This is a genomic window from Microbacterium sp. Mcb102, from assembly GCF_024519805.1.
GTDB lineage: Bacteria > Actinomycetota > Actinomycetes > Actinomycetales > Microbacteriaceae > Microbacterium.
On record NZ_JALJRG010000003.1, the window covers coordinates 241,373 to 265,739 of the forward strand.

The 24,367-nt window shown below is 69.8% G+C and carries 26 protein-coding genes; 14 read left to right on the forward strand and 12 right to left on the reverse strand.

Annotated features, from left to right (window positions below; genetic code table 11):
• Positions 1 to 63: 63 nt before the first annotated feature.
• From OC372_RS10090 to OC372_RS10115, 6 genes are all read right to left on the reverse strand, one after another.
• On the reverse strand, positions 64 to 726 hold the full coding sequence (locus OC372_RS10090) for a GntR family transcriptional regulator (protein ID WP_029261340.1): 663 nt from the start codon (positions 724 to 726) through the stop codon (positions 64 to 66).
• 52 nt (positions 727 to 778) lie between these two features.
• Complete coding sequence (locus OC372_RS10095; RefSeq protein ID WP_029261335.1) at positions 779 to 1,192, reverse strand: heat shock protein transcriptional repressor HspR; 414 nt, start codon at positions 1,190 to 1,192, stop codon at positions 779 to 781.
• A 40-nt stretch (positions 1,193 to 1,232) separates the two neighbouring features.
• Entirely contained in the window at positions 1,233 to 2,216 is a 984-nt protein-coding gene (locus OC372_RS10100) for a DnaJ C-terminal domain-containing protein (RefSeq protein ID WP_029261334.1), read from the reverse strand.
• Positions 2,217 to 2,223: 7 nt separating this feature from the next.
• Positions 2,224 to 2,895: a nucleotide exchange factor GrpE gene (locus OC372_RS10105; RefSeq protein ID WP_105711539.1), complete on the reverse strand. Its 672-nt coding sequence runs from the start codon at positions 2,893 to 2,895 to the stop codon at positions 2,224 to 2,226.
• Positions 2,896 to 2,897: 2 nt separating this feature from the next.
• A complete protein-coding gene (gene dnaK / locus OC372_RS10110; RefSeq protein WP_262001793.1) occupies positions 2,898 to 4,763 on the reverse strand; it encodes a molecular chaperone DnaK in 1,866 nt (621 codons plus the stop codon).
• Between the two features lie 200 nt (positions 4,764 to 4,963).
• Positions 4,964 to 6,277, reverse strand: a complete 1,314-nt coding sequence (locus OC372_RS10115; protein WP_105711537.1) for an HNH endonuclease signature motif containing protein — start codon at positions 6,275 to 6,277, stop codon at positions 4,964 to 4,966.
• Positions 6,278 to 6,444: 167 nt separating this feature from the next.
• On the opposite strand from OC372_RS10115, the gene OC372_RS10120 reads away from it, so the two are divergent.
• Entirely contained in the window at positions 6,445 to 7,245 is an 801-nt protein-coding gene (locus OC372_RS10120; RefSeq protein ID WP_262001796.1) for a MerR family transcriptional regulator, read from the forward strand.
• Positions 7,246 to 7,264: 19 nt separating this feature from the next.
• The gene (locus tag OC372_RS10125; protein ID WP_029261329.1) at positions 7,265 to 7,936 is read left to right on the forward strand and encodes a hypothetical protein; all 672 of its coding nucleotides are present in this window, start codon (positions 7,265 to 7,267) and stop codon (positions 7,934 to 7,936) included.
• A 33-nt stretch (positions 7,937 to 7,969) separates the two neighbouring features.
• Here the strand turns inward: OC372_RS10125 and OC372_RS10130 are convergent, their stop codons facing one another.
• Positions 7,970 to 8,431 carry a DUF3817 domain-containing protein gene (locus tag OC372_RS10130; protein WP_262001797.1) on the reverse strand — a complete coding sequence of 154 codons (462 nt, stop codon included), beginning with the start codon at positions 8,429 to 8,431 and terminating at the stop codon, positions 7,970 to 7,972.
• A 154-nt stretch (positions 8,432 to 8,585) separates the two neighbouring features.
• On the opposite strand from OC372_RS10130, the gene OC372_RS10135 reads away from it, so the two are divergent.
• The gene (locus OC372_RS10135) at positions 8,586 to 9,503 is read left to right on the forward strand and encodes a helix-turn-helix domain-containing protein (RefSeq protein WP_262001799.1); all 918 of its coding nucleotides are present in this window, start codon (positions 8,586 to 8,588) and stop codon (positions 9,501 to 9,503) included.
• Between the two features lie 39 nt (positions 9,504 to 9,542).
• Here the strand turns inward: OC372_RS10135 and OC372_RS10140 are convergent, their stop codons facing one another.
• Positions 9,543 to 10,739, reverse strand: coding sequence for an MFS transporter (locus OC372_RS10140; protein ID WP_262001801.1), 1,197 nt, complete (start codon positions 10,737 to 10,739; stop codon positions 9,543 to 9,545).
• A gap of 117 nt (positions 10,740 to 10,856) precedes the next feature.
• On the opposite strand from OC372_RS10140, the gene OC372_RS10145 reads away from it, so the two are divergent.
• From OC372_RS10145 to OC372_RS10165, 5 genes are all read left to right on the forward strand, one after another.
• Positions 10,857 to 11,975, forward strand: coding sequence for a hypothetical protein (locus OC372_RS10145; protein ID WP_262001803.1), 1,119 nt, complete (start codon positions 10,857 to 10,859; stop codon positions 11,973 to 11,975).
• Positions 11,976 to 12,385: 410 nt separating this feature from the next.
• A complete protein-coding gene (locus OC372_RS10150) occupies positions 12,386 to 13,090 on the forward strand; it encodes a serine protein kinase RIO (protein ID WP_262001805.1) in 705 nt (234 codons plus the stop codon).
• Positions 13,091 to 13,144: 54 nt separating this feature from the next.
• Entirely contained in the window at positions 13,145 to 13,663 is a 519-nt protein-coding gene (locus tag OC372_RS10155; RefSeq protein WP_262001807.1) for a DUF3253 domain-containing protein, read from the forward strand.
• 78 nt (positions 13,664 to 13,741) lie between these two features.
• The gene (locus OC372_RS10160) at positions 13,742 to 15,148 is read left to right on the forward strand and encodes an MFS transporter (protein WP_262001809.1); all 1,407 of its coding nucleotides are present in this window, start codon (positions 13,742 to 13,744) and stop codon (positions 15,146 to 15,148) included.
• A gap of 35 nt (positions 15,149 to 15,183) precedes the next feature.
• Entirely contained in the window at positions 15,184 to 16,101 is a 918-nt protein-coding gene (locus tag OC372_RS10165) for a cation diffusion facilitator family transporter (protein WP_262001811.1), read from the forward strand.
• A 12-nt stretch (positions 16,102 to 16,113) separates the two neighbouring features.
• Here the strand turns inward: OC372_RS10165 and OC372_RS10170 are convergent, their stop codons facing one another.
• Positions 16,114 to 16,704 (reverse strand): MarR family winged helix-turn-helix transcriptional regulator, encoded by a 591-nt coding sequence (locus OC372_RS10170; RefSeq protein ID WP_262001813.1) that lies wholly within the window; start codon positions 16,702 to 16,704, stop codon positions 16,114 to 16,116.
• A 103-nt stretch (positions 16,705 to 16,807) separates the two neighbouring features.
• Between OC372_RS10170 and OC372_RS10175 the strand changes: the two genes are divergently transcribed.
• The gene (locus tag OC372_RS10175) at positions 16,808 to 17,584 is read left to right on the forward strand and encodes a hypothetical protein (protein WP_262001815.1); all 777 of its coding nucleotides are present in this window, start codon (positions 16,808 to 16,810) and stop codon (positions 17,582 to 17,584) included.
• A 70-nt stretch (positions 17,585 to 17,654) separates the two neighbouring features.
• Here OC372_RS10175 and OC372_RS10180 read toward each other — a convergent pair whose 3' ends face one another.
• Positions 17,655 to 18,998, reverse strand: coding sequence for an MFS transporter (locus OC372_RS10180; RefSeq protein ID WP_262001817.1), 1,344 nt, complete (start codon positions 18,996 to 18,998; stop codon positions 17,655 to 17,657).
• 89 nt (positions 18,999 to 19,087) lie between these two features.
• Between OC372_RS10180 and OC372_RS10185 the strand changes: the two genes are divergently transcribed.
• Positions 19,088 to 19,498 (forward strand): winged helix-turn-helix transcriptional regulator, encoded by a 411-nt coding sequence (locus tag OC372_RS10185; RefSeq protein WP_262001819.1) that lies wholly within the window; start codon positions 19,088 to 19,090, stop codon positions 19,496 to 19,498.
• A gap of 44 nt (positions 19,499 to 19,542) precedes the next feature.
• On the opposite strand, the gene soxR is transcribed toward OC372_RS10185, so the two are convergent.
• The gene (soxR, locus tag OC372_RS10190; protein WP_091031975.1) at positions 19,543 to 19,983 is read right to left on the reverse strand and encodes a redox-sensitive transcriptional activator SoxR; all 441 of its coding nucleotides are present in this window, start codon (positions 19,981 to 19,983) and stop codon (positions 19,543 to 19,545) included.
• Between the two features lie 114 nt (positions 19,984 to 20,097).
• On the opposite strand from soxR, the gene OC372_RS10195 reads away from it, so the two are divergent.
• The 4 genes from OC372_RS10195 to OC372_RS10210 are packed head-to-tail and all read left to right on the forward strand — an operon-like array spanning position 20,098 to position 23,956.
• A complete protein-coding gene (locus tag OC372_RS10195) occupies positions 20,098 to 21,537 on the forward strand; it encodes an MFS transporter (protein WP_262001822.1) in 1,440 nt (479 codons plus the stop codon).
• A gap of 18 nt (positions 21,538 to 21,555) precedes the next feature.
• Complete coding sequence (locus OC372_RS10200) at positions 21,556 to 22,425, forward strand: NAD(P)-dependent oxidoreductase (RefSeq protein WP_262001824.1); 870 nt, start codon at positions 21,556 to 21,558, stop codon at positions 22,423 to 22,425.
• Positions 22,426 to 22,481: 56 nt separating this feature from the next.
• Positions 22,482 to 22,886: a hypothetical protein gene (locus OC372_RS10205; RefSeq protein WP_262001826.1), complete on the forward strand. Its 405-nt coding sequence runs from the start codon at positions 22,482 to 22,484 to the stop codon at positions 22,884 to 22,886.
• 44 nt (positions 22,887 to 22,930) lie between these two features.
• Positions 22,931 to 23,956 carry an FUSC family protein gene (locus OC372_RS10210; RefSeq protein ID WP_262001828.1) on the forward strand — a complete coding sequence of 342 codons (1,026 nt, stop codon included), beginning with the start codon at positions 22,931 to 22,933 and terminating at the stop codon, positions 23,954 to 23,956.
• A 15-nt stretch (positions 23,957 to 23,971) separates the two neighbouring features.
• Here the strand turns inward: OC372_RS10210 and OC372_RS10215 are convergent, their stop codons facing one another.
• Positions 23,972 to 24,361 carry a hypothetical protein gene (locus OC372_RS10215; RefSeq protein WP_262001830.1) on the reverse strand — a complete coding sequence of 130 codons (390 nt, stop codon included), beginning with the start codon at positions 24,359 to 24,361 and terminating at the stop codon, positions 23,972 to 23,974.
• Positions 24,362 to 24,367: the final 6 nt, after the last annotated feature.

Genomic DNA, 24,367 nt, shown 5'->3' on the forward strand with positions numbered 1-24,367 from the left:
TAACAGTCAACACTGACGCAACCTCCCGACCGACGCAGCCTCTCGATCGACGGATGCTCGCGGTCAGGCGCGGGCGGCGATCTCGGCGAGCATGCGCTCGCGGGCACCGTCGAGGTGCTCGGACAGCACCTTCGCGGCCTGCGCGGGCTTTCCGCTGCGCATCACGTCCATGAGCTTGACGTGGTCGCCGGACGACTCGTGCAGGTCTTCGTCGTGGTTGATCGTGACCTCGAGCAGCGCGGTGAAGGTCGGGAGGTACTGGTTCCAGGCGCCCTCCAGACGGGGGTGGTCGGCGAGGGCATAGATCTGCGAGTGGAATTCGAGGTCGGCGGCGACGAAGGCCGCGTGATCACCGGCATCCGCGGCCTCTCCCATGCGCCCGACGGCGGCCGCCATCGCGGTCCATCGGGAGTCGTCTTCGACGCGCATCGCCCGGGAGAGCGCGAGCTGCTCGAGGGCGCCGCGCAGGCTGTAGAGCTGATCGACGTCGTCGTGGGTGAGCCCGACGATGTACACGCCGCGGGGGCGCTGCACCTCGACGAGCTTCTCGAAGCTGAGCTGGGTGAGGGCGTCGCGCACCGGTCCGCGGCTGACCGAGAACTCCTCGGCCAGGGCCTCCTCGGTGATACGCGCGCCGGGGGCGAGCTCGCCGCGCACGATGCGCTGCCGCAGGACACGGGCCACCTGCGCGCCGAGGGACTCTCCACGCTTCACGGACTGCGTCATGGTGACCTCCTGTTAACTGTTGACAGGATACACACCGCGATCGACTCGGCGCCTAGGCGCTCCCGCGCGGATCCCAGAGCACGACCTCGGTCGAGCGTCGGATGCGGCGGCCGGTCGGCATCGGGACGACCCCCGCGGAGCCGGCGGCGAACACGCGCACGCCGGGACGATTCTCGCGCTCGGTGCGCAGGGCGCCCTCGAGCACGGCGATGCGATCGCGCAGCATCCGGTTCTCGTCTTCGAGATCCAGCAGGCGCGCGATCGCGGGAAGGCTCACGCCTTCGGAGGAGAGCTGGGCGACCTCGCGCAGCTGCTCGATGTTGCGGGGGGAATAGCGGCGGGAGCCGCCCGTGGTGCGCCCGGGGACCACGAGCCCGATGCGGTCGTACTGCCGCAGCGTCTGCGGGTGGAGGCCGGAGAGCTCCGCGGCGGCCGCGATCGCGAACACCGGGGTGTCAGCATTCATCATGAACGCCTCCGCCCCCGGTGCCCGCTTCGACGATCGGTCATCGCCGCGCCTTGGCCATCAGCTCGGCCCGCGGGTTCTCCTCGGGCTCGAGCTCCTGGAACTTCTGCAGCGCCTCACGTGCGGCGTCGTCGAGGTGCGTGGGCACCGCGACCTGGAGCTCGGCGAGCAGGTCGCCCGTGCCCTTCGATGTCGCGACTCCGCGGCCCTTCACGCGCAGCACCCGCCCGGAGGGGGTGCCGGGTGCGACCCGGAGCTTGACCACGTCGCCGCCGAGCGTCGGAACCTCGATCGTCGCGCCGAGTGTCGCCTCGGTGAACGTGACCGGGACCACGACACGCAGGTTGAGGCCGTCACGGGTGAAGACCGGGTGCGGACGCACCGCGATCTGCACCACGATGTCGCCGTTCTCCCCGCCGTCAGGCGAGGGTCGGCCACGGCCGCGCAGACGGATCTTCTGCCCGTCGGCGACGCCCGCGGGGATCTTCACCTTGAAGGGCTTGCCGTCTTCGCCCTGCAGGGAGATGGTCTCCCCCTGCACGGCGGTGACGAAGTCGAGCGTGGTGCGCGCGGTGACGTCGGCGCCGCGCTGCGGGCCGCCGTAACCGCGGTAGCCGCCGCTCGGCTGCCCGAAGCGCCCGTTGCCGAAGCTCGCGCCCTGACCCTGGTTGAACATCGCGAAGATGTCCTCGAAGTCGGCGGTCTGCCCTCGGCCCTGCTGACCGAACCGGCTGAACACGTCTTCGAAGCCGCCGGCGCCCTGACCGCTCGCGGTGAAGCGAGCGCCCGAGCCCATGGCGCGGATCTCGTCGTATTCCTTGCGCTGTTCGGCGTCGGAGAGCACCGAGTAGGCCTCGCTGATCTCCTTGAACTTCGCCTCTGCTTTGGCATCACCCTGATTGGAGTCCGGGTGGTACTTCCGCGCGAGCTTGCGATACGTCTTCTTCAGATCCGCATCGCTGACGTCCTTGGAGACCCCGAGGGTCTTGTAGAAGTCCTTGTCGAACCAATCCTGGCTGGCCATCGATCACCTACTCCGCAGGGACAGCGACGACGACCTTCGCGGGGCGCAGCTCGACGTCTCCGAGGCGGTAGCCCACCTCGACGACCTCGAGGATCGTGGTCTTCTCCACGCCGGGAGTCGGCTGCTGGAAGATGGCCTCGTGGCGCTGCGGGTCGAATTCCTCGCCCTTCTCGCCGTACGCGACCACTCCGAGACGCTCCACGACCGTGCGCACCTTGTCGGCGATCACGGCGAACGGGGTGCCGTCGATGAGGTCGCCGTGCTGAGCGGCGCGATCGAGATCATCGAGCACGGGGACCAGGCCCTTGGCGGCCTCGCCCTTCGCCCGCTCGATCTCGACCTGGCGCTGCTCCTCGGTGCGGCGACGGTAGTTGGCGTACTCGGCCTGCAAGCGCTTGAGGTCGTTCAGCAGGGTCGACTCGAGGTCGGCGAGCACGGCGTCTTCTGCCGCGGCCTCGCCGGTCTGCGTCGCTCCGAGGATGTCGTCGACCGTGAGGTCGTCGGCGGTCTCGGGATTCACGACGCCGTCGATCGGGGTCTCGTCCGCCCCCTCGGCGGCTGCCGCCTCGCGGGAGTCCGGGTGGTGCGGCGCGGGGCCGGATGCCTGAGCATCCGACCCCTCGCTGCGACCTTCGGCGGACTCAGGAAACTGGTTCTCGTCGAAGTTCTTGTCCGTCATGATTACTTCTTCTCGTCCTCGTCGTCGACGACCTCGGCGTCGATGACGTCTTCCTCGGAGGAGGGAGCGTCACCGGCCGGGGCCTCGCCCTCAGCCGAAGCGCCGGCTGCGGCATCCGCCTGCGAGGAGGCGTAGATGGCCTCGCCGAGCTTGGACTGGGACTGGTTGAGCTTGTCGAACGCGGTCTTCACGGCCTCGTCGTCTTCGCCGGCCAGCGCCGTCTTGAGCGCGTCGACGTCGGCCTTGACCTCGGTCTTCACGTCTTCGGGCAGCTTGTCGTCGTTCTCGGTGATCAGCTTGTCGATCGAGTACGCGAGCGTCTCGGCCTGGTTGCGGACCTCGGCGGCCTCGCGGCGCGCCTTGTCCTCGGCCGCGTGCTCCTCGGCCTCGCGCACCATGCGCTCGATGTCTTCCTTCGACAGCGAGGAGCCGCCGGAGATGACGATCGACTTCTCGGTGCCGGTGCCCTTGTCCTTGGCGGACACGTGCACGATGCCGTTGGCGTCGATGTCGAAGGTGACCTCGATCTGCGGGATGCCACGGGGAGCCGGAGCGATACCCGTCAGCTCGAACGTGCCGAGCGGCTTGTTGTCGCGCGTGAAGTCACGCTCACCCTGGAAGACCTGGATCGCGACGGACGGCTGGTTGTCGTCTGCCGTGGTGAAGGTCTCGCTGCGCTTGGTCGGGATGGCCGTGTTGCGCTCGATGAGCTTGGTCATCATGCCGCCCTTGGTCTCGATCCCGAGGCTCAGGGGCGTGACGTCGATGAGGAGGACGTCCTTGCGCTCGCCCTTGAGGACACCGGCCTGGAGCGCGGCTCCGACGGCGACGACCTCATCCGGATTGACGCCCTTGTTCGCGTCCTTGCCGGTCTCGCGCTTGACGAGCTCGGCGACCGCGGGCATACGCGTCGATCCACCGACGAGCACGATGTAGTCGATCTCGGAGACCTTGATGCCGGCTTCGCGGATGACATCCTCGAACGGCTTCTTGGTGCGGTCGAGCAGGTCCTTCGTGAGGTCCTCGAACTTCGCGCGGGTGATGGTCTCGGAAAGCGACACCGGGCCGGACTCCGTCAGCGACAGGTACGGCAGGTTGATGCTGGTCGAGGTCGAGGAGGAGAGCTCCTTCTTCGCCTGCTCGGCAGCTTCCTTGAGACGCTGCAGGGCGATCTTGTCACCCGAGACGTCGACGCCCGTGGTCTCCTTGAACTGCTTGATCAGGTAGTCGACGAGACGCTGGTCCCAGTCGTCTCCACCGAGACGGTTGTCACCGGCGGTCGAGCGCACCTGGATCGTGGAGAAGTCGTCGTCCTTGCCCACCTCGAGCAGCGACACGTCGAAGGTTCCACCACCCAGGTCGAAGACCAGGATGAGTTCGTCTTCCTTGCCCTTGTCGAGGCCGTAGGCCAGAGCGGCCGCGGTCGGCTCGTTGATGATGCGCAGGACGTTGAGGCCCGAGATCTCGCCGGCCTCCTTGGTGGCCTGACGCTCGGCGTCGTTGAAGTACGCGGGGACCGTGATGACCGCGTCGGTCACCGTGTCACCCAGGTACGACTCGGCGTCGCGCTTGAGCTTCATGAGGATGCGCGCGGAGATCTCCTGCGGCGTCCACTTCTTGCCGTCGACGTCGAAGCTCCAGTCGGTGCCCATGTGGCGCTTGACGGAAGCGATCGTCCGGTCGACGTTGGTGACGGCCTGGCGCTTCGCGGTCTCACCGACGAGCACCTCCCCGTCTTTGGTGAAGGCCACGACCGAGGGGGTCGTGCGGAAGCCCTCGGCGTTGGCGATGACCTTGGGCTCGCCACCCTCGAGGACGCTGACGACGGAGTTGGTGGTTCCGAGGTCGATACCGACAGCACGTGCCATGTGTTCTCTCCTTTGTTGGAAGTTTCGTTGAACTGGATGTTCGTTGTGGTGCGGAAATCTGCGGCGATCAGGGAAACCTGAGTCGCGATGGCTCAACTGTACGCTCGAGCATCGACCGTGTCAAATCAACTTGATACGAGTCGACTCAACTTTGCGGAACCGCACCCCGAACGGCCCCGCGCACACTCCCTTGCCCCTGATCAGAAGGGTGCGAGCGCGTGATCCTCGACGAACGTCACGGTGTTCTGAGGCTGCTCCCGATCGACGTAGACCCTGCCCGTCGGACTCGTCCAGGCATAGGCGCCGTCGCCGAGCACTTCGACGACCCACGGCGAATGGTGTTTGAGCACGTGATGGCGGCGGCAGAGGTGGCCCAGATTTCTCGCGACGGTCGGCCCGCCGCGGGCGGCATCGTGATGATGGTCGATATCGCAGTCGCGGGCCGCATACCCGCAGGCGGGGAATCGGCAGCGTTGATCCCGTGCGCGCAGATGCCGTTTCAGTTCGGAACCGGGCCGGTAGCGGTCGACCGCGAGGAGCGCGCCGGTGATCGGGTGGGTGAGGATCCGATCCCACCCGGACGCCGCTCCCGCAAGAGCTTTCGCCGTGCCGGTGTCGATCGGTGTACGCCCGTCGAGTTCGGCCGGAGTCGTACCGTGCCCCATCAGGGTCGTGACCGGAACGGTGACGGATACCGCTCCCTGGATTGCGGCAAGAAGTCCCTCAGGAGTGTCATGGCCCGCCGGAGCACCGGTGAGCAGCAGGTCGAGCGCGAGATCGGCGCGGAGTTGCGCGACCGTGCGCTGATCGACGTCCTCCCGCTCCGGCGATTCGGGCTCGTGCGATGGCGCTTGCGCTTGCGCCTCACCCTGCTCCTGTACGCCCTGCGCCATCTGCGTCAGTCGCTCGAATGCGCCGTGCACGAGCGCGGCGGGGCCGAGCAGCCCGAGCTGGGACATGCCGTCGCCGACGTCTTTCACCCACACCGACCGCTTCTCCCGCGCATCCTTGTGCCGCTCGTCGACCGACCGGGACTGGAACCGCTCCGCGACGCGCCGACCATGCCGCGACACCCGGTTCGGCGATTCCGATTCGGCGAACGGCACCATTTCGGCGGAGTATGCGTCGCGATCGGCCGCGTCTTCCAGATGCTCTGCCGCATCGCAGATCGCCCGTGCATGTGCGGCGCTGATGCGCCCGGCCCCCTGAGCCGCCCACACCAGCGGGAAGCGCTCCACCCGCCACACCGCCTCCGTCATCCGTGCCTGCACCGTGCGGTCGCTCACCCGGAGCGCCGCCGCCATCTCTGCCGCGACCGTGCGGGTGGTCAGATCGCCGAAATCCGGATGCTCCGCCTCGTCGGCCACCTGCAGCGCCAGCCGGGAACCGACCGCGAGCACGCCGTCACGCGCGGCCTGCAGACTGCTGATCGTGCGCTCCAACCCGACGAGCATGTCGGTGAGCTCGGCGAGCGTCCCCACCTGCTCGACCGTCGCATCCACCAGTGCTGCCATATCTCGAGTCAATCAGGGGCCACCGACATTCAAAGGGCCAGATCAGGCGCACAAAACAAAATACCGATATGCGGTCACGGGGGTGCCGCACACCGCCGCGAAATCGATCGACACATCCCGGACGCGATACTTGACCCTGACACTGTGGCAGACGGGAGAACAGAGACATGTTGTCCATCGGAGCGTTCGCGCAGATCGGCCAGGTGACCCACCGCATGCTGCGGCACTGGGACACGGCCGGCCTGCTCGTCCCCGCCCACGTGGACGAGTTCAGCGGCTACCGCTCCTACGACCCCTCGCAACTGGATCGTCTGCATCGGATCGTCGCCCTGCGTCAGCTGGGCTTCGGGCTCGATGACATCTCGTCGATCCTCGACCGAGGTGTCGACGCCAACCGCATCGCCTCCCTGCTGCGGATCCGCCGCGCGGAGGTCGAGCTGGAGCACCGGGTCGCCGCAGAGAGACTCGTCGACGTGGAGCGGCGCCTCCACCTCATCGAGAAAGAGAACCACATGTCCCCGATCGAGATCGTCGACAAGCCCCTCCCGGCCGTCCGCCTCGCCGCCATCCGCACCGTCGTCGCCGATCAGTCGTCCGTCGCCGCCGTCGTGGGCCCGTCGTTCGACGCCGTGGCGGCGATCATCGGCGACGAGCACTCGCTCTCCACTCCGATCGCCCAGTACGAGACGCTCGACGACGGCTTGCAGGTCGTCGTCGGGTACACATACTCCGGCCCCGCCCGCGACGGGTTCGAGATCATCGAACTCCCGGCCGCGAACGAAGCGGTGTGCGGCATCCACCTCGGGTCGATGGACCGCATCGCCGAGAGCTGGCACGGCATCCACACCGAGATCTTCGCCCGCGGTCTGGTGCACGATGGGCCGTGCCGAGAGCTCTACGTCCGCGCCGTGTCGGACGACCAGTCGGACTGGGTCACCGAGCTGCAGCAGCCCGTCCGACGCGCCTGAAGTGGCTAGGCTGACGGGCATGATGTGGACCGCCTCCGCCACCCGCCGCCTCGGCACCGCCGCCGCCATCGTGACGCTCGCGATCCTGCCCCTGAGCGGATGCCTGTACGCGCAGATCCCCGCAGCAGATCCCTCTGCGGCGCCGTCGCCCGGCACGGAGACCGACGGGACGGACGCCCCGGAAGGCGGCACCCCCGGCACGACGCTGACCTTCGAGGAGGGCCTCGACCTCGATCCCGACACCTACATCGAGTGGGGCGACGGATTCATCGCCGACGAGCAGTGGGAGACGATCTCGCCCGACGACGGCAACGGCGGCTGGACTTACGGCACGGCAGACGGCACCTGCACGGTGCGGTTCTGGCAGGGCCACATGACCGATGTGCCCGTCGTCGACGGCGATGACAGCGCGTCGTCCGATGCGATCCTCGGCGTGCTGCTGGAGACCCCGACGGCCGACATCACCCCCGTCGCCACCACCGGCGAGTTCAGCTACATGGCGGGCGGCAACGGCGGCGTCGAGATGCGTCAGGTCAGCGCGGTGGAGGGTTCTCGGTCGTGGCTCATGGCCGCCCGCGCGTTCACGCAGACCGGAGTCGGTCTCTACACGATCGTGGACTGCATGGCCAACGACGCGGAGAAGATCATGGACGCCGTCACCGACGCGAACGCGGTCGTCGTCACGCCCTGATCGCCACGCCGACCGGGCTCACTCCGGGGCGGCTCACTTGCCGCCGGGAGGGCCGACCAGCAGCAGGATGACGTACAGCGCCACGATGCCGACGGCCAGCAGCAGCGCCAGCACCCACGGCCGCCGCAGGAACCACCGCATCAGGCGGTCGTACCAGCGACGATCCCGCGGGTCGTCCGTGGCCTCGAGACGCCAGGCACCGTCGAGGCGCCCGGTGCGGTGCAGCCAGATCTCCATCGGGATCGTCGCGTACGGGATCACGGCGCTGACCACCGCGAGCACACCGACGCCGGGGTGCCAGCGCTGGTTCAGCGCGACCAGGATCGCCGTCGCCGCATAGGCGAGGAACACGAATCCGTGGATGCCGCCACCCACCGTCACCACGACCCCGGGCGCGCCGACGGCACGGGCGATGATCGCGGCGATCAGGATCGTCCAGGTGATCGCCTCCGCGATCGCGAGAACTCGGAACAGGCGGACGGGGGTGCGGAACACGGAACTCCTCGGGTGGGGGTCCTCCCACCGTATCCGGCCGTCATCGCCGTCGAATCAACCGAATGGTTGAGAACGCCGGAGCGATGCGACCTGTTTCGCGCCTCGAAGGAGTCGGATGCGGAATAGCGGACGCGACGGAGGCGTTGCCGAAGGCATGGTGACAGTGGACGCAGACGCGATCTCGCAGGTGCTCGGCGCCGTCGACCTCCGCGTCGGCGTCGGCCGTCGGATGTCGCTCGCCTCCGGCACACTGCTGCCGATCCCGACCGGCGCCATCACCCTCGTGTACATCGTCGAAGGCGGCGTGCACGGGCATCCGCCGCTCGGCGACGGCTGCCGCCTCGACGTCGACCGGGACTCGCACCGCCTCATGGTCGACCCGAGCAGCCGCCGCGACGTGCTCGTCGCGGGCGATGCCTTCCTCACACTCGGCCGCACACCGTTCGCGCTCGAGGCCCAGGGCGACACGAGCCTCATGATCGCCGAGATCGTGCTCGCGGATGCGGCTTCGCCGCTGCCCGCCCTGCTTCCGCCCTTCCTCACCGTCACCGGTTTCGACGACATCGAGCCGGCCGCCGCGGCCCTCGCCCTGAACATGGGCCTCGTCGATCACACCGTGCTCCCGGCCCGTCAGGGCGACCCGGTCATCTGCCGCATGATGGCGACGACGGTGCTGCTGTCGGTCATCCGCGCCTGGGCGGCGAACGGCTGCGCACCGGCGGGCTGGCCGTCGGTGTCGAACGACCCGTTCCTCGACCGCGTCGTCGACGCCATCCATGAGGAGCCCGGCCGCGACTGGACGGTCGAACGCCTCGCGAGCATCGGCGCCATGTCACGCTCGACCTTCGCGGAGCGATTCCGCAACGCGGTCGGCCGCTCCCCCGCGGACTACGTCACCGAGGTGCGCGTGGACGCGGCCAAGCGGATGCTCGAGGCCGGACGCAGTGTCTCGGAGATCTCCCGCGAGCTGGGCTACGCCTCGGACGAGGGGTTCAGCCGGGCGTTCCGCCGCCGCACCGGGCTGACCCCCACGTCGTGGCGGATGGCCAACCGGATCCCCGTCTCCGCCTGACGCCGTCCCGCCCGTCCCCACCCGTCACGGGCACCCTCGTCAGGCGCGGCTGCTGACCCGGTTGGACACCCCGAAGAGCACGGCACCGGCGAGCAGCGCGGCCGCACCGAGCACGTAGACCAGCTCGACGTTCAGGGTGTCGACGAGCAGCCCGCCGACGCCGGCCGCGATGGTGATCGCTCCCTGGAAGCCCACGACCACGAGGCTTCCGCCGGCCTCCAGCCGATCCGGCATCCGGTGTCCGACCCAGGTGTTCGCGACGATCAGCCAGGACGAGAAGAAGAAGCCCCACACCACCACCACGATGCCCACACCCAGGATCGACCCGGAGAACAGGATCATCGAGATCACGGACACGGCGATCACCAGCGGGGCGAACACCGCGAAGAACGCGAACGTGCGGTCGATGACGAGCCCGATCGTGATGTTGCCGAGGAGGCCGCCGACGCCGAAGAGCGCGAGCAGCACCACGATCGTCGAGGCGTCGACCTCGGGGATGCGCTCTAGCGCGAGACGCACGTACGTGTAGGCGAGGAAGTGCCCGAGAACCACGAGCACGTGCCCGACCATGCCGAGTCCGATGCCCGGCCGGCGCAGCGTGTCGACGAGCAGGCGCAGGCTCGACGCGCGCTCGGCCGGAACCGAGGGCAGTGTGAATCGCAGGACGACCGCGAGCACCACCATCAGCCCGCCCGCGATGGCGAAGACCATCCGCCAGTCGACGAGCTCACTCAGCATCACGCCCAGCGGCACGCCGGCCACGGTCGCCAGCGAGACACCGGCGGAGGTGAACATGACGCCGCGACCGAGGTTCGCAGGCCCCGCGAGGCGGGCGGCGACCGTGATCGACATCGCCCAGAACGCGCTGATCGCGGCGCCCAGCAGGAAGCGCGCCAGCAGCACGATGATCAGATTCGGCGAGATCGCCACGATGAGGTTCGACACCGCCGCGGCGAGCGCCATCCACACCAGCAGCGACCGCCGGTCGAGGCGCGGGAAGATGAGCCCGATCGTCGGCGCGACGACGAGGCCGACGAGGGCCGTGACAGTGACGGTCTGCCCGGCCTGACCGGGAGTGACGCCGAGGCCGTCGGCCATCTCCGTCAGCACGCCGTTGGGGAGGAACTCCGCCGTGACCAGCAGGAATCCCATCAGCATCAGCACGATCAGTCCGCCGTAGCGGATGCGGGTGACGGCCGAGGCCGGCACGGTGGGGACGGGCGCTGTGATGGTCATGGTTCCACGCTCGCAGCATCCGGATGCCGTCGCCCGATCAGGCGTCCGCCGCAACCGACCGATCGTCCGACGACATCGGCACACCGATCTCCCAGCCGGCTCCTGAAGAGTGTGGGGATGCAGGATCGGGGAGGGTCACGGCGGCGGATGCTGCGCGGTGCCGCAGTCGTCGCAGCGATCATGTTCGTCTCCGGGTGCACGCCGCCCGCGCCCGGTCCGGACGACTGGACCCTGGAGCCGATCTCATTCCAGAACTCTTTCGTCGGGTCCGGACCGGAGGCGACTCCGGCCGGTCCGCCGACCGACCTGACGTACGGGATGCACCTGCTGTCGTCTGACGGGGCGGGCGGGTTCTGGACCGCGTCTTCCGGGTCGTGGTTGCACGTCGGGGCCGATGGCGAGACGCTCGCCAGGTTCGACACCGAGCCCAGCGGCCCGCTCTCGAAGATCGGGGCGATGGCACCACTGTCGCCGACCGAGCTCGTCGTGGTGCAGGGCGACCGGGTCCACGTGATGCCGATGCTCTCGGTGTTCGACACCACGACCATGACGCTGCGAGACCTGCCGGGCGACGCCGTGGGCGACGAGGGCGACCTCGACTACGGGGACTTCGAGTTCGGTGACGTCGCGGTGCACGATGGCGACGCGATCGTCGTGCGCTACCAGCCGCGCCCTCCCGACGACTACCTCGACTTCGAGGTGCTGCGCATCGACCTCGACAGTGGTGCCAGGACCCTGCTGCACAGCGGGCCGGTCGAGCTCGACGATGCGCCCGGCGCTCGACCCGGTGTCCCGCCGATCGGCATCGATATCGATGACGCCGGGCGCATGTATCTCGCGACCCCGACCGCACGGATCGTGCTCACAGCCGACGGCACGGAACTGAGCCGCGAACCGCAGGTCGCGGACCACCCGCTCGTCGCCGTCGCTCCCGACGGCACGGCGCTGTGGTGGGGTGGAGAGCCGGAGCAGAGCGACGCGCAGGGCGTGATCGTCGGCGGCTCGTCCGAAGCGCGAGAGGCGATCGAGCCCCGCATGCACTGCGCGGCGACCCCGAGCGGCGAAGCCCTCCGGCGCACCGACGCCCTCCGCCTCGGCGACGCCGGCGGACAGCATCCGCTGCCGTTCCTGTGCGGCGCGAACGCCGCCGCATGGACGGACGGGTCCTGGGTGGTCGCGACCGGCGGCGAGGGCGACGGCGTGCTGGTGCGGGTCACGCCGCCCACCGGGAGCTGACCCGCACCCCTCGACACGCCCGCCACCCACGCCCTATGCTCGACGACGCACCGGGAAGAGCCCGGGAAGCCCGAGCGGAAGGAGCCGAAGACATGAACACGGTCTTTGTCGCGCTCACCGCCGACCACCTTCCCTTCGAGGCCACCCGCTCCTGACCCTGGCGTGGCCTCCTGCTCCCGGAGCCACACCTTGTCTGATCTCTTCGCTTCCTCGGAAGCCGCTTCTTCTCAGTCAGAACCCGCACGGTTCGACACATCCGCCCCTCTCTCCGCGGCGCTCGACCCCGCACGCTTCTCCTCCCTCGAAACCGAACTCTCCTTCGCCGACGTCGACCCCGGCGAGGGGCAGCGCTGGTCCACCTGGCCGGCGATCACCCGTCCGAGCGCGGCCCCCAGCCGTGGCCCGCGTGGGTGGTCACCTCGGCCGGCGCGCTCGACACCGAGCGCGGCATCCTCAAGACCGGCAAGGAGGCCGACGTGTTCCTGCTCGAACGCGCCGTGCCGGACGACCCGACCCAGCGCACGCTGCTCGCGGCGAAGCGCTACCGCAGCGCCGAGCACCGCAGCTTCCACCGCTCGTCCGTCTACACCGAGGGCCGCAGCACCCGTAACACCCGCGACACCCGCGCCCTCGCCAAGAAGTCGGATCACGGCCGCGAGGTCGCCGCGGCGCAGTGGTCGTTCGCCGAGTTCGAGGCGCTGTGCCGGATGTGGGAGCTCGGCGCACCCGTGCCCTACCCGGTGCAGGTCAACGGCACCGAGCTGCTGATGGAGTTCCTCGGCGACGCCGACGGCACGGCCGCGCCCCGACTCGCCCAGGTGCGCAGCGACCGCGCGGAGCTGCAGGAGTACTACGCCCAGGTGGTCGATCTGATGCGCATCTTCGCCGCGGCCGGCTTCGCCCACGGCGACCTGTCGGCGTACAACCTGCTCGTGCACGAGGGGCGAGTGCGGGTGATCGACCTGCCGCAGATCGTCGACATCATCGCGAACCCGCAGGGGCTCGATCTGCTGCACCGCGACTGCGTGAACATCTGCGACTGGTTCACCCGGCACCGCGTCGAGTGCGACGCCGAGGAGCTGTTCGCCGAGATGCTCGCCGCGTCGTACGCGTGAGCGTCGCTCGTCAAGGGTCAGGAGCGGTCGCTGCGGGCCGGAGACACTGTCGGCATGGCGGAGCACGAGCGGGACGCGGCGCACGAGCGGGACGACGGCCCGGAGCGCACCCCCGACGGCCACCACATCATCGTGAACGGACGGCGGTGGCGCGCATCCGATCCGTCGATCCCCGATGCGCTGCGCCAGGAGCTGGTCGACGAGCTGATGGCGGCCCGGCGCGCGGTGAAGGCGTCGGAGCCCGACGCCCGGCGCCGGGTGCAGGACGCCAAGAACGCACTCGGCGAACGAGGCGCCCCCTGGTGGGAGGCGCGCTCCGGCGACGCCTTCGACGAACGCATCGCCGCGGCGATCCGAGCGCTCACCCGCAAGCGGTCGGACTCCTCGATCTGCCCCAGCGACGTCGCGCGCGCGGTCGGCGGCGAGGGCTGGCGCGCGCGCATGGACGACGTCCGACGCGTCGCGGCGGAACTCGCCGCCCGCGACGAGATCGTGGTGACGCAGAAGGGCGAGCGCGTGCGCATCGACGAGACCCGCGGCCCGATCCGCATCCGGCGCGGCCCTGCGCTCTGACCCGTTCGAGGATCACGCACGATCCGGCGTACGGCGCGCCGTCACCGGGCGTTCACCGGGGGCCGCCAGACTTCCCCCATGAGCGAACCCGAATCTCGCCAGGGCGTCCCCGAGCCCGTGGCGACCGCCAACAGCGGCGCCGTGGCCGTCGTCGGACTCGACCTGCGCGGCGAGACGCCGGCCCCCAAGAAGCAGGTGTACTCCTGGGCGCTGTGGGACTGGGCGACGCAGCCCTTCAACACCGTCATCCTCACGTTCGTGTTCACGGCGCTGTACCTCGTCGGTGAGGGATTCCTCCCCGCGGACGTGGCAGCCCTCGACAAGAACGACCGGGTGCGACTGGCCGCCGAGGCGGACCTCGCCTCCGGGCTGGGGCTGGGCTCGACCATCGCCGCGTTCGGCATCCTGCTGCTCGCTCCGGTGCTCGGCCAGCGGGCGGATGCCGCCGGGCGTCAGAAGCTCTGGCTCGGGATCGGCACCGGGGCCCTGATCCTGTGCATGCTGGGCCTGTGGTTCGTCGAACCGACGCCGAGCCTGTTCTGGCTGGGCGTCGCCCTGATCTCGGCCGCGACCGTGTTCCAGGAGATCGCCGCGGTGAACTCCAACGCGATGCTCATCGGCATCGCTACCCCGAAGAACGTCGGCCGCATCTCGGGCCTCGGGTGGGGCTTCGGCTACCTCGGCGGCATCATCGCCCTCGTGATCGTGGTCGTGCTCGACACCTTCGACTGGTTCGGCATGTCGACCGACAACGGCCTGGCCTATCGACTGATCGCCGTCGGATGCGCCGTGTGGGCGATCATCTTCAGCATCCCGATCTTCCTCAACGTGCCGGAGCCGTCGCTCGGCCGACCGGAGCGCAAGGTGGGCTTCTTCGCCTCCTACCCGCTGCTGGTGAAGGACGTCGCCGGGCTGTACCGCAACGAGGAGACCCGGCCCACCTTCTGGTACCTGCTGGCGAGCGCCGTCTTCCGCGACGGGCTGGGCGGCGTGTTCGCCTTCGGAGCGATCATCGGCACGGCCGTGTTCCACTTCGAGGCGCAGGACATCATCATCTTCGGCATCGTCGCGAACCTGATCGCCGGCGTCTCCACGATCGCCGCCGGCCGGCTCGACGACCGCCTCGGGCCGAAGCGGATCATCCTCGCCTCGATCGGCTCGATGATCGTCGCCGGTCTCGCGGTCTTCTTCCTGCGGGACGCCGGGTCGATGGTCTTCTGGATCGGCGGCCTCGTCCTGTGCGCGTTCGTCGGACCGGCGCAGGCGGCGGCACGCTCGTTCCTCGCCCGGGTCACCCCCGCCGGCCGCGAGGGCGAGATCTTCGGTCTCTATGCCACGACCGGTCGCGCCGCGAGCTGGATGGCCTCCGGCGCCTGGACGCTCCTGATCGTGCTGACGAGTCAGACCGCCTACGGCATCCTGGGCATCGTGATCGTCCTGATCGCCGGCTTCCTCCTGCTGCTCCCGGTGAAGGCGCCGCGCTGAGTCGTGCACACCCGCGGCGGGAGTAGCCTGACCGCGTGACCGTGATCCTCGCCTTCCTCGCCAACATCCTCGTCGCGGTGGCGAAGACGATCGCGGCGATCATCACCTCATCGGCATCGATGGTCGCCGAGGCGGCGCACTCGTGGGCGGATGCCGGCAACGAGGTGTTCCTCCTCATCGCCGACCGCCGCGGCGCGAAGGCCAAGGATGCGCGGCACCCCCTCGGCTACGGACGCAACGCCTTCGTGTGGTCGCTCATCGCGGCCTTCGGGATCTTCACGGCCGGATCCATCGTGTCGATCATGCACGGCATCCAGGAGCTGTCCGACACCGGCCCCGTGGAGAGCCCGATGGTGGCGTACATCGTGCTCGGCGTCTCGTTCGTGCTGGAGGGCGCGTCGTTCACACAGGCGATGGTGAAGTCCCGGCGCCTGGCCAAGGAACGCGGATCGTCGACCTGGGACTTCGTGCTGGAGACGAGCGACACCACGCTGCGGGCCGTGTTCTTCGAGGACTCCGCCGCGCTCATCGGCTTGGCGATCGCGGCCGGCGCCATCGCGATGCATCAGATCACCGGCGTCGCCTCGTGGGATGCGATCGGCTCGATCCTCGTCGGAGTGCTGCTCGGCGTGGTCGCGATCATCCTGATCCGGCGGAACATCGCGTTCCTGGTCGGCGCCACGGCGGCGCCGAAGCTGCGGGCCCGCGTCGGTACCGCGTTGCTGGGGTTGGACGACATCGAACGGGTCACCTACCTGCACATCGAGTATGTGGGCCCGAACCGGCTGTTCATCGTGGCCGAGATCGATCTGGCCGGCGATGCCCGCGAGCACGATGTGGCCCGCCGGCTGCGCGACGTCGAACGGCGGATCGAGGCGCACGAAGCCGTCGAGACCGTCGTGCTGTCGCTGTCGGTCGACGACGAGCCGTCGCTCGAGTTCGCGCGCGGCTAGGGCGCAGCCGGTTCAGCGCTGCCAGTTGTCGGCGAGCTTGTTCAGCAGCCGGGCGAGCTCGACCCGCTCGTCGTCGGTGAAGGAAGCGAGCGCGGTCGTGAGCATCTCGCGACGCTCCCCGCGCATGCCGCGGGCGAGCCTGCGACCCTCGTCGGTGAGGGCGATACGGGTGCGTCGCGCATCGTCGGGGTCGGCCTCGCGGCGCACGAAGCCGTGATCGACGGCCTGTTGCACGAGCCGTGAGGCGCGCGGCTGATCGACGCCGATCGCGATGCCGAGATCGCTGACGCTGAGCGGAGCGGATGCCGCCGCCAGCGCCTCGAGCAGGCGCATGCGAGCGGGTCCGCCGAGACGTCCCGACGGGTCGGCCATCCAGGGCGGCATGCCGGGGTGTCCGCGGTGGTGGTCGAAGTGGTCGCGGGCGTCGTCGTCATGCGGACCGCCGTGCCAGCCGTGCGGGCCGCCGTGACCCCGACCGCGCTCGGACGGGCCGCGGCCGCCGGGGCCCCGGTCGCCGGGGCGACGCCCGCGCAGGCGGGACAGCGCCTGCGCGATGGCTTCGGCGGGATCCTGCGCGGCGAGGTCGTGCGGTTCGGTGGTCACCGTTCGATTTTACATGCGACTTGACATGCATTGGGACTCCATGTCACACTACATGTACATGCACTGTGACATTCACATGCACACTGACAACTAAGGACTTCCCATGAACACCTCTGAATCGCAGAACCCCGAGAACGCCACCCGCCCCTTCGGCTACTGGCTGAAGGCCGCCGACCGCCTGATGGCGGCCGAGTTCGCCGCCGCCTTCGACGGCGAGCACGCCAGCCGCCGCGACTGGCGGATGCTCAACATCGTCGACGGCACCGTCACGACGGACCGCCCGCTGAACGAGCACAAGCTGCACCGACTCGTCGAGCGCGGCTGGGTCGCCCCCGAGGGCGACGGCTGGACGCTCACCGACGAGGGCCGTGCGGCGAAGGATCGCCTCGGCACCCTCGTCGACGGCATCCGCGCGAAGGTGTCGAGCGCCGTCTCCGACGAGGAGATGGCCACCACGCTCGCCTCGCTCGAGAAGATCGCCCGCGCCTTCGGATGGGACGAGGAGACCCCTCTGCCCCGCGGCCGTCGGCACGGCTTCGGCGGACCCCGCCACGGACGCGGATTCCCGCGCGGCTTCGGGCGTCCGTTCGGCCGCGGCTTCGGCCACGGACCCGAGCACGGCTTCGGTCCGGATGCGGAGCACGGCTTCGGTCCGGACGCGGATGCCGAGCACGGCTGCCGCCACGGCGAAGCGGGACCCGGGCACCGCGGTCACGGCCGCGGGCACGGACACCCCGGGCACGGCGACCACGGTCACGACGACCGGGGCCACGGACACCACGGCCACCGCGGACACGGTCCGCACCGTGCCGAGCGCATCGCTCAGCACGCCTTCGAGCGCGGCTTCGACGCGGGCTTCACCCGCGGTCGCGACGCCTGACCTGCCGTCACCCATCACGAAGCGCCCCACCCGACAACCGGGTGGGGCGTTTCTCGCTGTCAGCGGCAGATCAACGCACGCCGCGGCGTGCCAGCGGCACCAGCGCAGCAGCTGTGACCACGACGGCCGCCACGAGCACCGCCGCCACGAAACCGCCCGTCACCAGCACGGCGGCGATGGTGCCGAACACCGCGATGCCGAGCCCGCCGCCGAGCGCGAACCCCACCTCCTGGATCGCGCCGACCTGGCCGGCCTGATCCTCGGTCGTCACCTCGAACAGCGCCGTCGCGGCGAGGGTCGCGCCGACGCCGAAGCCGAGCCCGACGAGCACGAGCGGGATCGCCACGATCGCGGGGTCGAGTGCGAGCCAGACGAGCCCGACGGCCTGCAGCATCAGCGCCAGGACGGTGAGGGCGTTCGCCGACAGCCAGCGCAGCGCCACGGGCGCCACGACACCGCCGATCGCGATCGCCACCGCCTGCGGCAGCAGGGCGATGCCCGCCTCGGACGCGCTCTGCCCGCGCGAGTCCTGCAGATGCAGGCTCACCAGCAGCACCGAGGCCGACGACACTCCGCTGCTCACGATGATGCGGATGATCGCGGGACTGAATCCCGGCACCCGGAACAGCCGCATGTCGATGAGCGGATCACGGAGTCGTCGCTGCCGGCGCACGAAGAACACCAGGCTCAGGATCGCGATCACCGCGGCGACCACCGCCGACATCGGCGCCGCGAGGGCCTCATGCAGCGCGAAGACGAGCGCACCGAGCGCGACGATCGACGACAGGATGCTGGGGAGGTCCCAGGACGGGCGCTGCGAGCTGCGCGAGTCGGGCACGAGCCACAGAGCCAGCGCCGCGGCGACCACCGCGAGCGGAACACTGCCGAGCAGCAGCCAGCGCCATCCAGGACCCTCGGCCAGCACTCCGCCGAGCACGGGCCCGAGCGCGCTGCCCGTGCCGAAGGTCGCCGTCCACAGGCCGTAGGCGAGCACGCGTTCGCGCGCCTGGAACTTGGCGCCGATCGTCGCGACCACGCCCGCGATGACGAAGGCCTCGGCGACACCGAGCAGCGCCCGCACGACGATGAGCAGCAGGCCGCTGCCGGCGAGCCCGCCGATCACGTTGAGGACGGCGAACCCGGCCAGGCCGATCAGGATGATGGTCTTGCGCCCGAACGCATCACCGATCCGCGCGGCGACGATCAGCGTCGCGGCCAACGACAGCGCGTACACATCGACCAGCCAGAGTCCCTCGGTGTCGGTCAGGTCCAGCTCGCCGCGGATCGTGGGAAGGGCGGTCGAGACGCTGCTGATCGCGAGGGCGCCGATGAGCACCCCGAGCAGGAGCGGGACCATCGCGAACCAGAGGCGAAGGGAGGAGCGAGTGCTGACGAGAGTGGGGGTGTTGGTCACGGTCTCAGTCTGTAAAGTACAGACAGAAGCCACAAGTACGGTCATTTCTGATACGTACTGACACTTCGGATACTAAAGGAGGCCGTGTCGTGCGGGAGAAGACCGAGCGCATCATCCGCGACTGGACCGAGACCTGCGACGCCGAGGTGTCGATCGCGGTGCTCGGCGGGGCCTGGAAGCCCAGCATCCTGACCCTGCTCGGCGAGCACGAGGTGCTGCGCTTCGGCGAGCTCGGACGCCTGCTCGAGAACCCGACCGCACGCGTGCTCACCCGTCAGCTGCGCGAGCTCGAGGAAGACGGCCTCATCACCCGCACCGTGTACCGCGAGGTGCCGCCCAAGGTCGAGTACCGACTCAGCGAGCTCGGCGCGAGCTCCGGACAACTGCTCACGGAGTTGACCCGCTGGGGCACGCTCTACGCCGGTCGGCAGCGGGCTGTGCCTACCGAGACAGCAGACGCGCCCGCCGCACCGGAAGCCCTGCCAGCAGCGACCTCCTGAGACTCGCGCACTCCAGCCGAGACTCACCCCAGCGATCCCCGCCCTCAGATGCGGCGCGGTCCCGGTCCGTCGGTGCCGAGCGCATCCTCGGGGTTCAGCAGACGGCACGCCTTCATCGACAGGCAGCCGCAGCCGATGCATCCGGTGAGCTCGCGCCGCAGGTGCTCGAGCTGCGTGCGGCGGAGGTCGAGCTGCTCCCGCCACAGCTTCGCCACCCGCTGCCAGTCGTGCTGCGAGGGCGGCTCATCCGTCGGCAGGCTCTCGAACACCTCGTGCACGTCGGTGAGGGGGATGCCGAGGCGCTTGGCGACCACGATCAGTGAGATCCGCCGCAGCATGTGCCGCCGGTAACGGCGCTGATTGCCCGCGGTGCGTGTGGACACGATGAGGCCGAGCTGCTCGTAGAAGTGCAACGCCGTCGCCGGCACGCCGCTGCGGCGGACCACCTCGCCGATCGGCAGCAGATCATCGGGTTCCAAAGACATCCGCACCCCCTCTTGACCTCGAGTTTACTCGAGGTATTAGCGTGACGATCGGCCGCCGAGGAACGGCGCCACCGGGCGGATGACCGCCTGCTCCGACGTCACGAAGGGCACCCCATGACGCACACCCCCGAGCGCACCGCCACCGCGGGGAGCTGGCGCGAACTCCTCGGCAGCCGCTACGCCCCGATCGCCTCGGTCCTCGCGGGAGGCGTGCTGCTCGAGGCGAGCAACGTGTATCTCACCACCAGCCTGCTCCCCACGATCGTCGGCGACATCGGCGGCGCGGAGTTCTACGCGTGGACGATGATGACCTTCCTCCTGGCATCCGTCGTCAGCTCGATGATGGTGAGCAGGATCCTCACGCAGCAGGGCGCCGTGCGCGCCTACCTGCTCGCGCTCGGCTTGTTCGCGCTCGGCTCGCTGCTGTGCGCGGCGAGCCCGTGGATGTGGGCGCTGCTCTCCGGCCGCGCCGTGCAGGGTCTCGGCGGTGGACTGCTCGCCGGCCTCGGCTACGCGCTCATCCAGCGCGCCCTTCCCGAGCGGCTCTGGGCGCGCGGTGCGGCACTCGTCTCGGCGATGTGGGGCGTCGGCAACATCGTCGGCCCGGTCGTGGGCGGCGTGTTCGCGCAGCTGGACGCCTGGCGGGTGACGTTCGTCGGCCTCGCCGTCGTCTCCGCGCTGATCGGCATCGTCGTGGTGCGCGCACTGCCGAGGACCGCCCGAGCCCGCTCGAGCGAATCGGTGCCGTGGGGATCCCTCGTGCTCCTCTCCGGCGGCGTCGCCGCGGTGGGCATCGCGAGCGTCGTCCCCAGCGGTCTCGGCACCGGGGTCGCCATCGTGGTCGGGGTCGTACTGGGCGCATGGTTCCTGCGTCACGAGCGCCGCGGGCGCACCGGCATCCTCCCCCGGGTCACGTTCGCCCCGGGCTCCTCGCTGGGCTGGGTCTACGTCACGGTCGCCGTCCTGGCGTTCGCGATCGGCACCGAGGCGTTCATCCCGCTCTTCGGCCAGGAGATCGGCGGACTGATGCCGTTCATCGCCGGCCTGCTCGGCGCCGCCCTGTCCCTCGGCTGGTCGATCACCCAGGTGTTCACGGCGAATGCCACCGGCATCCGCTCGCGCCGCGTGCTCATCACCCTCGGCCCGGTCGTCGTCGCCATCGGTCTCGCCGCGTACGGTCTGCTCCAGCATGAGGGCCCCTCCGCCGTCGTGATCGCACTCTGGTTCGCCACCCTGTTCCTCGCCGGCGCCGGCATCGGCCTCGGATTCCCGCACCTGACCGTCGCCGCGCTCGGCAGCACGTCGGGCGAAGAGGAGGGCGCCAAGGCGGCCGCGGCGGTCAACACCGTCTTCATCATCGCGAGCGCGTTCAGCTCGGCGATGGCCGGGGTCCTCGTCAACCTCGCGATGCCGGACGTCGTGGATGCCGCCCGCCTCCTGATGCTCGTGTTCGCGGGCGTCACCGTTCTCGGAGCCTTCATCGCGCGCGGCGCGAGCTGGGGCATCGGACTCACCCGCGACGACGAGCAGCCCGCCACTACGGCGTCCGACTGACGGAAAGGAAACCTCACCATGGAAACGAGAACCCGGGTCACCGTGATCGGCCTCGGCGAGATGGGCTCCGCGATCGCGAAGACCCTTCTCGACCGCGGTCACTCCACGACCGTCTGGAACCGCACCGCGAGCAAGGCCGACCCGCTGGCCGTGGCCGGCGCCGAGGTCGCCCATACGGCAGCGGATGCCGTGGCGGCGAGCCCGCTCGTCATCGTCTGCCTGCTCGACAGCGGCGCGGTGGATGCGGTCGTCGGAACACTCGACGCGGCGGTGGAGGGAAAAGTCATCGTGAACGTCACCAGCGGCTCCCCCGCGCAGGCGCGAAGCAACGCGGAATGGGCCCGCACGCGCGGAGCGAAGTACGTGGACGGGGGGATCCTGGGAGACCCGTCGGATGTCGGCAGACCGAACTTCTTGTTGTCGTTCAGCGGCGATCGCGACGGGTTCGATGCTCACCGCGAGGTGTGGGAAGACCTCGGCACCCTCACCTACTACGGCGAGGATACGGGGCTCGCTGCCGTCGAGTTCCTGGCCCAGGTGGCGGTCGGCTACGAGTTCCTCCTCGGCCTGCTGCACACGTTCGCGCTCGTGAAGGCGGAGGGCGCCGACGTCGAGGGGTTCGCCGACCGCGTCGCCGGGTCGGTCGGCGGCTACGTGCCGCTGGTGCAGGCCTTCGGCACCGCCGTCGCGAGTGGGGAGTACGGGCCCGACCTCGGTTCGCTCACCGTGCAGGCCGCACTGATGGACGACCTGATCAGCCACCGCGAGTCCCTCGGCGTCGACACCCTGCGCATGCGCGAGGTCAAGCGGCTGATGGACCGCCGGATCGCGGACGGCCACGGCGACGAAGGGTTCTCGAGCCTGTTCGAGCTGCTCGGCCACGCGTGAGCGAACCCACCCACTTCACACACCAACGAAATCCGCACCAACGATATGGAGAAGTCATGATCCCCTTCGGTCCTCAACTCATCGGCCAGACGGAGAAGGCGCTGAACGCCCTGCTCCAGAGCGTCCTCGTCGGCCGCGACCTCACCGAACGCGAGTGGGTCACGCTGAGACTCGCCTCGCAGTTCGACGGCGCCCACGACCTCGACGGCTTCGTCGCCGAGCGGCTCCACGATCCGGATGCCGGCCGGCTCACCGCCGCTCTGCGCGACCGCGGGCTCCTCACCGACACTGCGCTCACTCCCGCGGGCAGCGCCCTGGTCGCCGAGATCGGTCAGGAGATCGCCGCCCTCACCGCACCCCTGTGGCTCGGTATCGAGGAGGAGGATGCCGACGGCGCGACCCGCGTGCTGAACATCGTCCTCGAACGGAGCCTGACGCTCCTGCGCACGTCGCACGCGTAAGCCCTCAGCCTCGGACCGGTCGCCATCGGACGTAGGCTGGATCGGTGGCGGATTCCCAGGGACGAGTGTGGACGGGTGTCCTGCGCGTCGGGCCGCACCGCGGTGACCACCGCGTGGCTCTCCGGGCCGCGATCAGCGTCGCCGCGCCCCTCCTCGTGCTGTGGATGCTGGGACGCCTCGACCTGAGCATCTACGCCAGCTTCGGCGCCTTCGCCGCGCTGTACGGTCGCCACGACGTGTTCCGCGACCGCATCCGGATGCAGGCGAGCGCCGGCGGAGTCCTGCTCGCCGCGATGCTCATCGGCACCGCGCTCTCGGTCGTGTCCGCTCCCGCCGCCGTCAGCATCCTCGTGCTCGCCGTCATCGCCTCGGCCGTCACCCTGCTCGCGTACACGATGCGCTGGCACCCGCCCGGGCCGCTGTTCCCGGTGTTCGCGGTCGGTGCGTGCGCCACCATCCCCGCGACGGCAGCCTCTTTCGGCGCCGTGCTCCTGGTCGGCGGCGCGAGCGTGCTGTTCGGGCTCGCCGTCAGCGCGATCATCGGCCTGTTCACGCGCGGCACGCAGGAGGCGCCGCCCCGCTCTCGGCAGCCCGTGGGACCCATCGCGTGGGAGATGGCCGCCACCGTCGCCGTCGCGATCGTGGGTGCGGGCTTCGCGGGATTCCTGATCATGGATTCGCACTGGTACTGGGCGGCGGTCGGTGCGGTCGCCGCGGTCAGCGGTCCCCAGCTCAACGCCCGTGTGATCCGCGGCATCCAGCGCCTCGTCGGCACGTTGCTCGGCATCCTCGTCGCAGCGGGAGTCCTTGCGATCGATCTGCCGCCGCTCGCCGTCATCGCACTCGTGGTGCTGCTGCAGGCCGCCGCCGAGCTCTTCGTCGGCCGCAACTACGGCATCGCGATGGTGTTCATCACCCCGCTCGCCCTGCTCATGGTGCACCTCGCCGCCCCCACACCGGTCGACGTGCTTCTGCAGGACCGCGCGATCGAGACCGTGATCGGCGTCGCCGTCGGAACCGTGGTCGCCGTGACTTCGGCGGCGCTCCGTCGACGGCAGACGAAACCCTGAAGCGGCCGAACACCGTCACCCGTGCGCGCTCATCGCGACGATCATCCCGTTCATCATCACCAGGCACCCCCAGAATCCGAAGCGCTCACTCCGGCTGCCCCTGGCGCTGTCGGCGCGCAGCACGGCCCACCCGGCGACGATCACGAGCGCAAACAGCGCCGGGGCCCAGCCGACGGTCGGGGCCGCCGCACCTCCACCGCCATGCCCATGGCCGGCAAGCCCCCGCGCCAGATACGGCACGGACATCAGCAATCCCATCGCGAACGGGTCGCCGACGGCGCCACGCGATGCGGGGACAGATCGGGCGCGTCCCCGCACCGCCGCGACAGCGGCCCACGCGAAGAACACGAACGTCGCGCCGATCCCGGCGAGCGAGGCGTGCCCATCCAGCAGCATCGGAGCCATGAGCCC